Here is a 13,326-nt window from a genome sequence, read left to right on the forward strand (position 1 = left end):
ACTAACGCGCGGGCCGGGTGTTGCGGCGCAGCTTCGCCACGGGTCCGGTGTGGTTTGCCAGTGCTGCGGCGCCCGCGCCGGGACCTGTTTCAGGGCCGGGCTTAACGGCCCGGTGCACGGCGACGATGCCGCCGCTGAGGTTGCGGTAAGTGACGTTGTCCCAGCCGGCCTCCTGCAGCCACGCGGCCAGGTGGTCCTGGTCCGGCCAGGCGCGGATGGACTCGGCGAGGTAGACGTAGGCATCCGGGTTGGAGGAAACCTTGACGGCGATCGCGGGAAGTGCGCGCATCAGGTATTCGGTGTACATGGTGCGCCACAGCGGGACAACAGGCTGGGAGAACTCGGCGATGACCAGCTTGCCGCCCGGCTTGGTGACGCGGAGCATCTCGGCCAAGGCCTTTTTCGGCTCGTTGACGTTACGCAGACCAAAGGAGATGGTGCTGGCATCAAAGGTGTTGTCCGCGAAGGGCAGGCGCGTGGCGTCACCGGCAATGAAGTCGATGTCCGGGCGTCGGCGCTTGCCGACCCTCAGCATGCCGAGCGAGAAGTCGCAGGCGATCACGTCGATGCCGGAGTCGGCATACGGTTCGCTGGAGGTGCCCGTGCCGGCGGCGAGATCAAGCACCCGGTGGCCCGCCTTCACACCCATGGCCTCGACGACAATCTTGCGCCAACGCCGGGTCTGCCCCATCGACAGGACATCGTTAACGACGTCGTATTTGGGCGCGACGTCGTCAAACATTGTGGCTACTTCGTCCGGACGCTTATCCAAGGATGCTCGGTTCACTCTGACATTGTCTCAAATGTTCGGCACACCCACTAACCACGCCCTGAACAGGGCCCCCGGCGGAGGCGGGAGTAGTGTTGTCTCACTATGACGAGCACGTTCCGAACCTTGACAGTCCCCCTCGATGCAGCATCATTCCCCGGGGGCGTACCGTCGCTGATGGTCCGGGATGACCTGCTCTGCTGGACGCGGCGCGAAGCCGGACTCGTTGGTTTCGGCGAGGTGGCCCGGTTTACCGCCACGGGCCCGGAGCGATTCCTCGAGGCGGACATCTGGTGGCGCCACCTGGTCATCGAGGCCGAAATCGAGGACCGGGTGGAATGGCCCGGCACCGGTCCCGTCGCTTTCGGCTCCTTCGCTTTCTCCAAAACCTCCGCGCACGCCTCACGGCTGATTGTGCCCGAAATCGTTGTGGGACTGCGCGACGGCAAGGCCTGGCTGACGCAGTTGACGTTCGACGACGCCGACCTCACCGAGGCCGGCGCACGCGCCGCGCTGGAGCGCTGGCTCGGTGCGCCCGTCGTCGTGCCGGCAACAGCTGCCGGAGCAGACGCCGCGCCGGTTGAGGCGACGCTGAGCACCGGTTCGCTGAGCGAGGCCGAATGGATGACGGCCGTGGCGGCCGGTGTGGCGGAGATCCGCACCGGAGCGCTGGAGAAGCTTGTGCTGGCCCGCGACGTTGTCGCCACCGTTCCTGCCGGTGTGAGTGCCGCCGAGATCCTGCGCCAACTCGCCGTCCGGTACCGCGAATGCTGGACCTACGGTGTGGACGGACTGGTGGGTGCCACCCCGGAGATGCTGATCCAGGTGGAGGGCCGCACCGCACAGGCCCGCGTCCTGGCCGGCACCCTGGACCGCCGCGACGCCGACGGCATGGCCGGCTCCCCGCTGGAGTTTGCCGAGCGCGTGCTGGCCGGATCAGAGAAGCAACGGCACGAACACAACATCGCGATCCAGTCGCTGACCACCCAGCTGGCGCCCTTCTCCGAGGCCATGAACGCGCACAGCGAACCGTTTATCCTGGAACTTCCGAACGTCTGGCACCTGGCCTCTGATGTGAAGGCGGAACTGGCCGAGGTGGAGGGCCATGTGCCCACCAGCCTGGCCCTGATCAATGCCCTGCACCCGACGGCGGCTGTGTGCGGCACCCCGACAACCGTGGCCGGCGCCCTGATCCGCAAACTTGAGCACCTGGACCGCGGTCCTTATGCCGGGCCGGTCGGCTGGCTCGATGCGGCCGGCAACGGCGAATGGGGCATCGCGCTGCGCGGCGCCGTCATTGAGTCCCCGGCGACGGTCCGGCTCTATGCCGGCTGTGGGATTGTAGAGGGCTCCGTTCCGGACATGGAGCTCGCCGAAACCTGGGCGAAGTTCCGTCCCATGCTGGAGTCGCTCGGCATCGGCAGCTAGACGCCGCGCGGCGACTCTGCACAGCGACCGGCGCGCAGCGACCGGGCGACGGCGGCGTTCCGGTCGGCAAAAATCCGGGATTACAGACAGATCTGGCGTTGGGAATCTTGCTTTTGGGTCTCGTTTAGTTATCCAATAGTGAAACTTAGTTTCCTGTGATGCACATCTCATGTTCGGCGTTACACTATAACCCGGCCTCTTTACGTACCCCTCCAGCAACAAAAAGGTAATCAAATGCAGATCTCCCGTTCACTCCTGAGCAACCCCGCACTGAAGGCCGCCACGGTCCTCGCGGTGAGCGCATTGGCCTTGACGGCCTGCACCAATGCCTCCGAGACCGGCACCACCGGCGGGCCGTCCGCGTCCGGCAGTGCCAAGGAAAGCTTCGACCCCACCACTGTCAAAAAGGACGACGCCCTGGCGGCCATGGTCCCTGAGGCGATCAAGTCCAAGGGCACACTGACCGTTGGCTCGGACACCACCTACGCCCCCGCGGAATTCCTCGGCAACGACGGCCAGACCGCGGTGGGTTACGACGTCGACATTGCCAAGGCTATCGGCGCCACCCTGGGCCTGAAGGTCCAGGTCCAGACGTCCGAATTCACCGGCATCCTCCCGTCCCTCGGCCCGAAGTACGACCTCGGCATCTCCTCCTTCACGATCAACCCGGAGCGACTCGGCGCTGTCAACATGGTCAGCTACTTCAACGCCGGTACCGCTTGGGCCGTGCAGAAGGGCAACCCGAAGAAAGTCTCGCTGGATGATCTTTGCGGCAAGTCCGTCGGCGTGCAGACCGGTACCGTCCAGGAAGATCCGGACCTGTCGGACCGTAACAAAAAGTGCGCAGCGGACGGCAAGCAGCCCATCAACGTCGTGACGCTGAAGAACCAGACGGACATCACCACACGGCTGGTCAACGGCAGCGTCGATGCGATGGCAGCCGATTCGCCGATCACTGGCTACGCCGTCACCCAGACCAACGGCCAGATCGAAAAGATCGGTGACGTCTATGACGCCGCGCCGCAGGGGATCGCAGTGGCCAAGTCGGACATGGCCCTGGCCGAGGTCATCCAGAAGACCGTCGCCCAGCTCATCGAGAACGGCTCGTACAAGAAGATCCTCGAAGGCTGGGGCAACGCCGAAGGCGCCATCACCAAGTCAGAGGTCAACCCGGCGGCCGGCTCGTGAGTCTTCCCGCAACCGGCCACACCCCAGGCGCGCAGCTGGGCAGTAGGCACGAAGATCTCGACGCCCCGGTAATACTGAACCATCCGGTGCCCGTTCGGCATCCGGGCCGCTGGATCAGCGCCATCATCATCCTCGCCGTCCTCGCCCTGTTCCTGCAGAGCCTGGTCACCAACAGCAACTTCCGCTGGGATATCGTAGGGACCTACATCCTGGATATCAAGGTAGTGCAGGGCATCGGCTGGACGCTGGTGCTCACAGTGGCCTCCATGGTCCTGGCGATCATCCTTGCCATCCTGCTGGCCTTTATGCGCCAGTCGGAGAACCCGGTCTTCCGCTGGTCCAGCTGGGCCTGGGTCTGGTTCTTCCGGGGCACTCCGGTCTACACCCAATTGGTCTTCTGGGGCCTGATCTCCGTCCTGTATCCCAAGATCACCGCCGGCATCCCGTTCGGACCCGAGTGGTTCAGCGTGGACACCAGCACTGTCATCACTGTCACTGTCGCGGCCATCCTGGGCCTGGGCCTGAACGAGTCAGCCTACCTGGCGGAAATCTTCCGGGCCGGCCTCAAGTCAGTGGACCGCGGCCAGGCGGAAGCCGCTGAGGCCCTGGGCATGGGCAAGACCAAGATCATGTGGCGGATCATCCTGCCGCAGGCCATGCGGGTGATTGTGCCACCCACCGGCAATGAAACGATCGGCATGCTTAAGACGACCTCTCTCGTCCTGGCCGTGCCGTTCACCCTGGACCTGACATTTGCCACGAATACCCTGGCCAACCGGACCTATCTTCCGGTGCCGCTGCTGATTGTGGCGGCTATCTGGTACCTGGTGATCACCAGCCTGCTGATGGTTGGCCAGCACTTCATCGAGGCCTACTACGGCAAGGGCGTGGACAACCTTGCCCCGGCCGCCATCAACCCGGCGGCAGCAAAGGCCGCCGGAGCCGGTGCGCCAAGCGGCGCGGCCAAGCCGGCCTTGAAGAAGGACATTCCCGAGGAGGAGGCAAAATGACAATCACCACCAAGGAACCGCTGGTGCGGATCGAAGGCCTCCATAAGTTCTACGGCCAGCACCACGTGCTGCGCGGCATTGACCTGGAGGTGAACCAAGGTGAGGTGTCAGTGGTCATCGGCCCGTCCGGTTCCGGCAAATCCACCATGCTGAGGTGTGTGAACCTGCTGGAGACCATCAGCGCGGGCCGTATCTCCGTGGGTGGGAACCTGATCGGCTACCGCGAAGTCAACGGCCGGCTCCACGACCTCAAAACCAAGCAGATCGCGGCCCAGCGCCGCGAGATCGGCATGGTGTTCCAGCGCTTCAACCTGTTCCCGCACAAAACCGCCCTCTACAACGTCATGGAGGCGCCGGTCCAGGTCAAGGGCCAGTCCCGGGATTCCGCGCGAAAGCGGGCGATGGAACTGCTGGATCGCGTGGGCCTTGCGGACCATTCGGGCCACTATCCGTCCCAGCTCTCGGGCGGCCAGCAGCAGCGGGTGGCAATCGCCCGGGCCCTGGCGATGGACCCCCAGCTGATGCTGTTCGATGAGCCCACGTCCGCGTTGGACCCCGAGCTCGTGGGCGACGTGCTGGAGGTCATGAAGGACCTTGCCAAGTCAGGCATAACAATGATCGTGGTGACTCACGAAATCGGCTTCGCCCGCGAAGTCGGCGACCGCTTGACGTTTATGGACGCCGGTGTTGTGGTGGAAACGGGAGACCCCCGCGAGATCCTCGTCAACCCGCAGCACCCGCGCACCAAGGAGTTCCTCAGCCGGGTCCTCTAGGCGGCCCGTCCGGGATTTCGCCCCACGTTGCGCAAAAGTCCCGTCGCTACCGGAATTCGGAAGCGACGGGACTTTTCCGCGTCGTAAGGCATCGCCGTTGCCGTCGCAGCGCGGGGCGTCCCGCCTGACGCATTTCAGTCCGGCCGCGACGGCCGCCCGCCTATTCCGCGGCGATCACTCCTACCACCGCGTCGCCCACTGCGGCCCTGATGCGTGTGTGCAGCTCCCGCAGTCCGCGACGGTCCGTGCGCACCTCGATGATGACCCGGCCCGCCCACGGCTCGGCCAGCGCCCGGGCGAGTTCCGCCGTCGTACTGACTGAACGGTGTGCAACTCCGTAAGCGGCCGCCAGTGCGGCGATGTCCACGCTGTGCGGAGTACCGAATAGGCGTTCGACGGCGGTGCCGTAGCGGCCCGCGGCTTCGACGGCGCCGTGCTCCAGCAGCCCGAAAATGGCCCCGCCGGCGTCGTTAAGGACCACGATCCGCAGCGCAGGCTCCTCTTCCCCTGCGCCGAGCAGCAACCCGCCGGCGTCGTGCAGGAATGTAACATCACCCAGCAGCACCGTGGTGGCCTGCATTCCGCCCACGGCAATGCCAGTGGCCGTGGCCACCGTGCCGTCGATTCCGGCGAGGCCGCGGTTGGCGTAGACCGTGGCACCGGGCTCGGGGGCAGGCGCGCCGGCGAGGTCGACGTCGCGGATGCCGTTGGAGGAGCCGATCATAAGCTGTCCGCGCGAATGCTCCCAGACCAGCGCGCCGACGGCGGGACCGGTGGCAGCGGCGGATCCGGACAGGACCAGGTCGACGGCGTGTTGGGCGGCGGCCCCGGCCAGCAGCCAGGCATCCAGCCAGGCGGAGGAGCCCCGGCCGGCAAACTCGGCCAGGTCCGCCAGGGTCTCGAGTGGAAGTTCGGTTCGGCGGCCGGGCTCGTACCAGGCCACCGGAACCGGTTGGTACAGGGCAGAAGGGACGTCCGCGCGGGCCAGCAACTCGCTGACCGGCCGCGAGAGGGTCGGCCGGCCGAAGAGCACCACCCGCTCGATGGGCTGCCCGGAGTCCGGGCCAAAAGCCGCCAGCAGGAGCCGGTAGGGCCCCACCGCGTTTGGTCCGAACCGGGCGTTGGAGGACGGCTCGGCCAGCAGCGGCAGGCCATGGGCGCGGGCAAAGGCTTCGGCCACCGGGCCGGCGTCGTGCCCGGCGAGCACCACTGTCCGCCGTTCGGGCAGGTTGTCAGCGACCGGGGGGAAATCGAGGGCCAGCGGGCCGCGGGGTGCCCGGTATACCCGGCGGCCGGACTCGGGCGGCAGGCTGTCGCCCGGAGCCGGAACCAAGGGGTCACGGAAGGCCAGGTTGAGCTGCACCGGTCCGGGCGGGGCGTCCGCAAAGGCTCCCGTGGCGGCGCTGAGGGCGGTCTCGACGGCGCGCCGCGGGTCGTCGCCGGCGGGCACGTCCGCGGCGAAGCGGACATGCTCGCCGAAGAGGTCCAGTTGCGCGGTGGTTTGGTTGGCGCCGGTCCCGCGGAGTTCCACGGGACGGTCGGCGGAAATCACCACCAGGGGGACGGCTGCGTGGTTTGCCTCCATCACGGCCGGCAGGAGATTGCCGACGGCGGTTCCGGACGTGGTGAGCACGGCCGCGGGTGCGCCGGTGGCGAGGGCCAGCCCGAGCGCCGTGAAGCCGGCGTCGCGCTCATCGATCCGGACCAGCAGCTCCACCCGCCCCGCCGCGTCTGCCTCGGCCAGGGCGTAGGCCATTGGTGCAGAGCGCGAGCCCGGCGCCACCACCACGTAGCGGACCCCTTCGAGCAGGAGTGCAGCGACAGCGATCCGGGCGGAATCCAGCGCCGTCAGTTCGTCCGGGTTCACATGTTCTCCGGCGTCTCGATGCCCAGCAAGTCCAGGCCCTCGGACAGGCGGCCCAGGACCACGGCGCACAGGGCCAGGCGGGACTCGCGCACCGAGTCCTCGGATTTTAGCACCGGGCACTGGTCGTAGAAGGTGGTGAAGAGCTGCGCGAGCTCGAACAGATAGGTGCACAGCCGGTGCGGTTCCAGTACCTCACGAACCTTGTGCAGCGCGGCACTGTATTCGAGTAGGTGCAGGGCAAGTGCTCGTTCGGCGGGCTCGACGACGGCGATCGGGGTGGCCGTCGTTCCGCCGTCGGTATCGGTGCCGGTGCCGGTGTTGGTGACGGCGTACTGCTCGAGGACGCCGGCCTTGCGCAGGATCGAACGGATCCTGGCGGCGGCGTACTGCACGTAAGGGCCGGTGTTGCCGCTGAGGGCCAGCATCCGGTCGAAGTCAAAGACGTACTCGGTGTCGTGGCCCACGGAGAGGTCCGCGTACTTGACCGCGCCGATACCCACCTGACGGGCGGTCAGGGCGCGTTCGGACTCGGTGAGCTCCGGCCGGCTGGCGTCGATGACGGCGCGGGCGCGGTCTACCGCTTCCGCCAGCAAGGCCATTAGTTTGACCGGGGCGCCGGAGCGGGACTTCAGGATCTTCCCGTCCTCCCCCAGCACGTTGCCGATTTGGACGTGCACGGCCTCAACCGTGTCGGGCAGCCAGCCGGCGTCGCGGGCAGTGGCCATGACCATACGCAGGTGCATGTTCTGCGGCGCGCCCACGACGTACAGGACGCGGTCTGCCGCAAGCTCGCGGACCCGGTAGCGGATCGTGGCAAGGTCCGTTGTGCCGTAACCGTAGCCGCCGTCGGACTTCCGGATGATAAGCGGCATGGGCTCCCCGTCACGGCCGGTGAAGCCCGCCGGGAAGGTGCACAGCGCGCCGTCGCTGATCCGGGCAAGGCCGCGGTCCTCAAGTTCCCGGCACAACTGTGCCAAGTGCGCATCGTAGGAGCTTTCGCCCGCGATGTGGTCGTCCGTGAGGCTGATGCCCAGCACCGAGTAGATGGCGTTGAAGTAGCGCTTGGACTGGGCCACGAGGCGCTGCCAGACGGCGAAGGTTTCCTCGTCGCCGCCCTGGAGTGCCACCACCCGGAGCCGCGCGCGGGTCGCGAAGCCGCCCTCCTCGGCGGCGGAGGCATCGAACTTGGCGCGGGCGGCCTGGTAGAAGGCGCTGGGGTCATCGACCAGCAGCGCGGCCGCCGGGGAGTCCTCGCCGATCTCCAGCCAGTGTTCGATCAGCATCCCGAACGGCGTGCCCCAGTCGCCAATGTGGTTCTGCCGGATGACGGTGTCCCCCAGCGCTTCGAAGACCTTCACCAGGCTGTCCCCCACCACAGTGGTCCGCAGGTGGCCGACGTGCATTTCCTTGGCGACGTTCGGGGAAGAATAGTCGACGACGACGCGCCGGGCCGCCGCGGCCGGCACGTCCGGGGTGCCGGCAGACTCGGCGTTTAGCAGCTCTTCGATCCAGGTGCCGTCGAAGGTGAGGTTGATAAAGCCGGGTCCGGAGATCTCGGTCGCCGTGCAGATCCCGTCCAGGTCCAGTGCGTCGACGATCTTCGCAGCGGCCTCGCGCGGCGGCATGCCGACCCTCTTGGCCAGCGCCATGGCCGCGTTGATCTGGATGTCCGCGAATTGTGAGGGCCTGACCACCGGATCCGTGCCGCGGTACTCTTCGCCGAACGCGCTGGCAATTGCTGCCTGGACTCTGGGGACAACCATTTCGGCCGGATTATTCACACTGTTCAAATTATCAGTTCCGCCACACCCCCGACGCTCCCTCAGCTCCGGCGCCCAAACAGCAAACGCTCCCTCAGCTCCGGCGCCCAAACAGCAAACGCTCCCTCACGTCCGGCCGCCCGAAGGCGCAACGTGAGGGAGCGTCGACTCAATACCCGCGAAAGGTGCGGGAGCGTCCGCCCGAAACCCGCCTAACCTGCGGGAGCGTCGGGAGGGGATGGGGCGGTCAGTCGTGGGTACGGAAGACCTGGACCACGGAGGGGCGCGGGGCGCGCACCTGGCCAGGCTTGGGCGATGTACCGGCAGCAACATAGTCCGGGAAGAACGAGTTCTGCGCCTCGAACGAGCCGTCCTCGCCCGGGTGCTGTACGGCGACGAACACGGTGCGCTCTTCATCGTGGACGATGGGGCCGCAGGTCTCGGCGTCCCGCGGCACAGCCAGGAACTGCTCCACCCGACCGCGTTCGGCGCCGTCGAGGGTGACCTTGAACAGCCCGTCGGCCTGGCCCGTGGTGGACGGCGCGCCGTCGGTGGAGATCCACAGGTTGCCGACGGAGTCGAACGCAAGGTTATCCGGGCAGGAAATCGGCGAGACCTGGTCCGCCGGGAAGCCGCTGAAGTAGGCGGACTTATTCTGGGCCGGATCGCCGCAGACCATCAGCAGGTTCCAGTCAAAGCCCGTGGAGGTCTGGTCGCCGCGTTCGGTGATTTCCACGATGTGGCCGTCGCGGTTGAGGTTGCGCGGGTTGGGTTCGGTGGCGCCTTCCTTGCCGGCCTTGCCGCGGTCCGTGTTGTTGGTGCAGGCCACGTAGACCTTGCCGGTGTGCAGGCTCGGCTGGACGTCTTCGCAGCGGTCCATTTTGGTGGGTCCGACCTTGTCCGCCGCCAGGCGGGTGTAGACCAGGACTTCCTCGACGCTCATGCCCGCGACCATCGATTTGCCGCCGACCACCAGCGGCAGCCACTGGCCGGATCCATCGAAGGCGCCGTCCGTGGGGAGCTTGCCCGAGCCGTCGATCTCCCCGGCCGGGGAGTCGCCAGTGAACTTGGCAACGTAGAGGTCCCCGGCGGAGAGCAGGGTCATGTTGTGCTTGCGGTTGCCTTCAACGTACTTCTGCGCAGAAACGAACTTGTAGAGGTAGTCGAAACGTTCATCGTCTCCCATGTAGGCCACTACATGGCCGGACTTGGCCACAATGACGTTGGCCCCTTCGTGCTTGAAGCGGCCCAGGGCGGAGTGCTTCTTCGGCGTCGACGTGGGATCAAGGGGGTCCACTTCGACGATCCAGCCGAAGCGGTTGGTCTCGTTTTCGAAGCCGGGGGTGCGGGCGTCGAAGCGGGGATCGTCGAGTTCCCACTGGCGGGCGGTGGGCTTGCTGGTCAACCCGTAGCGCTTGTCCGAATCCGAGGTGCCGGCGGAGACGAAGTAGCCGTTGAAGTTCTCCTCGCCGGAGAGGATGGTGCCCCACGGTGTGGTGCCGCCGGAGCAGTTGCCCAGCGTGCCCAGGATGGAACGGCCGGCGGGATCGGCCACGGTGCGGACCAACGGGGAACCGGCGACGGGTCCGGTGAGTTCGTAGGCGGTGTCGGAGAGGTAGCGCCGGTTGAGCTTGGCGCCCTTGACGTAGCTCCACGGCTTGTTCTTGTTTTTGCGTTCCAGCTCGACGACGGTCAGACCGTGGGCGGCACGGCCGATGGCGCGCCCCTCGGCCGCGGGCAGGGACGCCGGGAACATGATCGACTCGTTGGTGTATTCGTGGTTGGTGAAGAGCACTGCGCGGCGGTCCTTGGAACCCTCCAGCGGCAGGATGTCGGTGTAGTCATTGTTGTAGCCGAACTGGCGGGCCTGGGCGGCCGCGGTCTGGCCATTCAGATCAAACGCCGGAGCATCGTTGAACAACGGGTCACCCCAGCGGATGATCGGCTGCCAGCCGAAGCCTTCCGGCACGGTGAAGGCGTCGACGGCGGCATCGACGGGGGCGATCGCGGTGAACTTCAGCTTGGACTTCCCGAAGCCGTCCTTCGCGGCGGCGGCCAGTCCGGGGCCTCCGTCGGCCACTGCGGACTCCGGTGAGCCGAGGGCCCCGCCGAAGGCGATCGCCAAGGCGCCGGCGGCACCGAAGCCCAGTGCGGCGCGGCGGGACATGGTGGCGGAGGCAATGTCGCGGAAGTAGCTGTTCGAGCTGGTGTTGCACACTTCACCGGAACAGGCGTTGTCGCATTTCAGCGCGCAGGTGACGGCGCTGCGTTTGCCTTTGGTGTGGCCGAGCATCGGGAGTAGGGAAAACGTGCGTCCGGAGGAAACAGACATGGGGGCGACCTTCCGAGGGGGTGGCTGTGATCCCGTCCACCCTTCCAGCCCAACACGACCTCAAGGCGTCTGCTAGGTGACGTTCCGGTGAACCTGCGGCCGGCCCCGGTCCGAAAGGAGCGTGTGGACCCGGCGCAGGCGGTCCAGCCACCAGTCGCGGCGCTCCGGCGCGGCGGCGTACTCCGCCAGCAGGTCCGGGTCGGCGGTGACCTCGCGGAGGGTGATGGCGCCGTCGTCGGGGATCAGCGGATCCCGGGTGACGTCGGCGGCCAGCAGGGTCACGGTTCCCAGCCCGCAGGCGTATGGAAGCTCCGGGAGCGCGGCGGCAAGCGCCAGCCCGGCGCGGATTCCCACCGAGGTGTCCAGCGCCGAGCTGACGACGGCGGGCAGCCCGGCCTGCGCCACGATCTCCAGCGCACGCCGTACTCCCCCCAGCGGCGCCACCTTCACGACGATCAGGTCCGCGGCACCGGCTCGGGCCACCTTGAGCGGGTCCTCTTCCTTGCGCACGCTTTCGTCCGCGGCGATCAGCACCGGAAGTCCGCTGGCGCGCAGGCGCCGGCGGACCTCGGCGAGGCCGGCGATATCCGGCACGGGCTGTTCGGCGTATTCCAGTCCGACGGCGGACAGCCGCGTCAAGGCCGCCACGGCAGCAGGTACGTCCCAACCGCCGTTAGCGTCGACCCGGATGGCCGCACCCGGGAGCGCCTCGCGGACGGCGTCCACCCGGGCAGCATCGTCCGCCAGGGTCTGCCCTGGTTCGGCGACCTTAATTTTGACGGCGTCCACCCGGCCAAAGCGGGCCAGAATGTCCGGTACCCGGTCCGCTGCGATGGCGGGGACCGTGGCATTGACGGGGATGCTGGTCCGCAGCGGCGCCGGGAAACCCTCCCACCCGGCTTCGATGGCGGCGAGGAGCCAGCGGGAGGCCTCCAAGTCGCCGTATTCGGGGAAGGGGCAGAATTCGGCCCAGCCCAGCGGGCCATCCAGCAGCAGGGCCTCGCGCTGGAGGATGCCGCGGAACTTCACCCGCATGGGCAGGCTCACCACATGGGCGCCGGCGAGGAGCTCGTCCAGTTGCGGGAGCCGCACCGTCTCAGCAGGGCCGTGGCCTCCGGGAACGTGCAGCGGCGGGACTGGTGGGGTGGGCATGAATTTACTGTACCGGGGGTCCCGCACGGGTCCACGCCGGTGGTCCCAGATACTTCGCAGGGATTTATGGGATTCTGATAGTCATGAGTTTTCGGCAGGAACGCACAAGCATGGATCCGGCTTCGGGGTACCCGCGGCCGCGCTCTGCCGCACCTCGGCACGTTCCTGAAGGGACGCCGGGCCGGGCAACGGGGTTCCTGTTCCTGCTGGCCGTCCTCGGCAGCATGGCGGCCCTCGCCGCAACGTACTATTTCTTTGTCCGGACCACCACGGGCCAGTTCATCGACGAGTCTGCCCTGGTGGAGGCCGGGGATATCCACGGCGCGGCAGGCAAGGCCGCCACCAGGTTCCTGGACTGGCTGCCGGCACTGTCCTTGCTGATCGCCACGGTGGTGGTCCTCGTTGTCACCGTGCTGAAGCGGCGCTGGGCAGCCGCTGGGATCGCCGTGGCAGCCTGTGTTGGCGCCAACGTGGCTACCCAGGTCCTGAAAAGCATCGTTCCGGTCCGGCCCTTCCGCGGGATCGAAACCCTGGAACTGAATTCCCTGCCTTCCGGGCACACCACCCTGGCGGCATCCGCTGCGGCCGCCGTGTTCCTGATGGTATCGCCGCGCTGGCGGCCGCTGGCTGGTTTCCTCGGCGGCAGCTTCGCCGTCGCCACGGGGGTGTCCACCCTGATCAACCAGTGGCACCGTCCCGCTGACGTGGTGGCGGCCTTCCTGGTCGTGGCGGTGTTTATGCTCCCCGCAGGCTGGCTGATTATCCGCAACGGGCCGCGCTGGAACGTCTGGGACGGCTACGGGATATTCTGGGCCTCCTCGCGGCTGTGGCTGGCGCTGCCGGCGCTGGCCGGGCTCGCCGCGGCGGCGGTGGCCAGCTACTCGTTGCTGAGGATTGCGCCTGGCCCGGGCCAGGAAAGCAGCACCACAAACTATTTCTGGGCCGGCACGTCACTGATTGTCATTTCCGGCTACTTGGCCACGGTCGCCGGGGTGTGGCTGTTTGGGCACGCTGCACGACGGCGGAGCGCACCGTTGCGCTGAGGCC

Annotated in this window: 10 protein-coding genes; 5 read left to right on the forward strand and 5 right to left on the reverse strand. The window is 67.2% G+C overall.

The window, feature by feature from the left end; translation table 11 throughout:
* Position 1: 1 nt before the first annotated feature.
* Positions 2-787 carry a demethylmenaquinone methyltransferase gene (locus QI450_RS13285; protein WP_226775708.1) on the reverse strand — a complete coding sequence of 262 codons (786 nt, stop codon included), beginning with the start codon at positions 785-787 and terminating at the stop codon, positions 2-4.
* Between the two features lie 87 nt (positions 788-874).
* Here QI450_RS13285 and QI450_RS13290 point away from each other — a divergent pair, with 87 nt between their 5' ends.
* The 4 genes from QI450_RS13290 to QI450_RS13305 all read left to right on the forward strand — a co-directional run bounded on the left by QI450_RS13290 (position 875) and on the right by QI450_RS13305 (position 5,168).
* Positions 875-2,197: an isochorismate synthase gene (locus QI450_RS13290; RefSeq protein WP_226775709.1), complete on the forward strand. Its 1,323-nt coding sequence runs from the start codon at positions 875-877 to the stop codon at positions 2,195-2,197.
* 234 nt (positions 2,198-2,431) lie between these two features.
* Entirely contained in the window at positions 2,432-3,385 is a 954-nt protein-coding gene (locus QI450_RS13295; RefSeq protein ID WP_226775710.1) for an ABC transporter substrate-binding protein, read from the forward strand.
* Positions 3,386-3,456: 71 nt separating this feature from the next.
* Positions 3,457-4,395: an amino acid ABC transporter permease gene (locus QI450_RS13300; protein WP_226775734.1), complete on the forward strand. Its 939-nt coding sequence runs from the start codon at positions 3,457-3,459 to the stop codon at positions 4,393-4,395.
* A complete protein-coding gene (locus tag QI450_RS13305; RefSeq protein ID WP_226775711.1) occupies positions 4,392-5,168 on the forward strand; it encodes an amino acid ABC transporter ATP-binding protein in 777 nt (258 codons plus the stop codon). The genes QI450_RS13300 and QI450_RS13305 overlap by 4 nt, the downstream gene beginning before the upstream one ends.
* Positions 5,169-5,328: 160 nt before the next feature.
* Here the strand turns inward: QI450_RS13305 and menD are convergent, their stop codons facing one another.
* The 4 genes from menD to QI450_RS13325 all read right to left on the reverse strand — a co-directional run bounded on the left by menD (position 5,329) and on the right by QI450_RS13325 (position 12,279).
* Positions 5,329-7,035, reverse strand: a complete 1,707-nt coding sequence (menD, locus tag QI450_RS13310) for a 2-succinyl-5-enolpyruvyl-6-hydroxy-3-cyclohexene-1-carboxylic-acid synthase (protein ID WP_226775712.1) — start codon at positions 7,033-7,035, stop codon at positions 5,329-5,331.
* Positions 7,032-8,798 carry an arginine--tRNA ligase gene (gene argS / locus QI450_RS13315; RefSeq protein WP_226775713.1) on the reverse strand — a complete coding sequence of 589 codons (1,767 nt, stop codon included), beginning with the start codon at positions 8,796-8,798 and terminating at the stop codon, positions 7,032-7,034. The genes menD and argS overlap by 4 nt, the downstream gene beginning before the upstream one ends.
* A 244-nt stretch (positions 8,799-9,042) precedes the next feature.
* Positions 9,043-11,127: a PhoX family phosphatase gene (locus QI450_RS13320; RefSeq protein ID WP_226775714.1), complete on the reverse strand. Its 2,085-nt coding sequence runs from the start codon at positions 11,125-11,127 to the stop codon at positions 9,043-9,045.
* A 72-nt stretch (positions 11,128-11,199) separates the two neighbouring features.
* Positions 11,200-12,279: an o-succinylbenzoate synthase gene (locus tag QI450_RS13325; protein ID WP_226775715.1), complete on the reverse strand. Its 1,080-nt coding sequence runs from the start codon at positions 12,277-12,279 to the stop codon at positions 11,200-11,202.
* Positions 12,280-12,362: 83 nt separating this feature from the next.
* Here QI450_RS13325 and QI450_RS13330 point away from each other — a divergent pair, with 83 nt between their 5' ends.
* Positions 12,363-13,322, forward strand: coding sequence for a phosphatase PAP2 family protein (locus QI450_RS13330; RefSeq protein WP_226775716.1), 960 nt, complete (start codon positions 12,363-12,365; stop codon positions 13,320-13,322).
* The last annotated feature ends 4 nt before the right edge of the window (positions 13,323-13,326 follow it).

Source organism: Arthrobacter sp. EM1, from assembly GCF_029964055.1.
GTDB lineage: Bacteria > Actinomycetota > Actinomycetes > Actinomycetales > Micrococcaceae > Arthrobacter.

Coding starts and splice junctions, on each gene's coding strand:
- QI450_RS13290 (WP_226775709.1), top strand. CDS start 875: ATGACGAGCACGTTCCGAACCTTGACAGTCCCCCTCGATGCAGCATCA.
- QI450_RS13295 (WP_226775710.1), top strand. CDS start 2,432: ATGCAGATCTCCCGTTCACTCCTGAGCAACCCCGCACTGAAGGCCGCC.
- QI450_RS13305 (WP_226775711.1), top strand. CDS start 4,392: ATGACAATCACCACCAAGGAACCGCTGGTGCGGATCGAAGGCCTCCAT.
- argS (WP_226775713.1), bottom strand. CDS start 8,798: ATGGTTGTCCCCAGAGTCCAGGCAGCAATTGCCAGCGCGTTCGGCGAA.
- QI450_RS13320 (WP_226775714.1), bottom strand. CDS start 11,127: ATGTCTGTTTCCTCCGGACGCACGTTTTCCCTACTCCCGATGCTCGGC.
- QI450_RS13325 (WP_226775715.1), bottom strand. CDS start 12,279: ATGCCCACCCCACCAGTCCCGCCGCTGCACGTTCCCGGAGGCCACGGC.
- QI450_RS13330 (WP_226775716.1), top strand. CDS start 12,363: ATGAGTTTTCGGCAGGAACGCACAAGCATGGATCCGGCTTCGGGGTAC.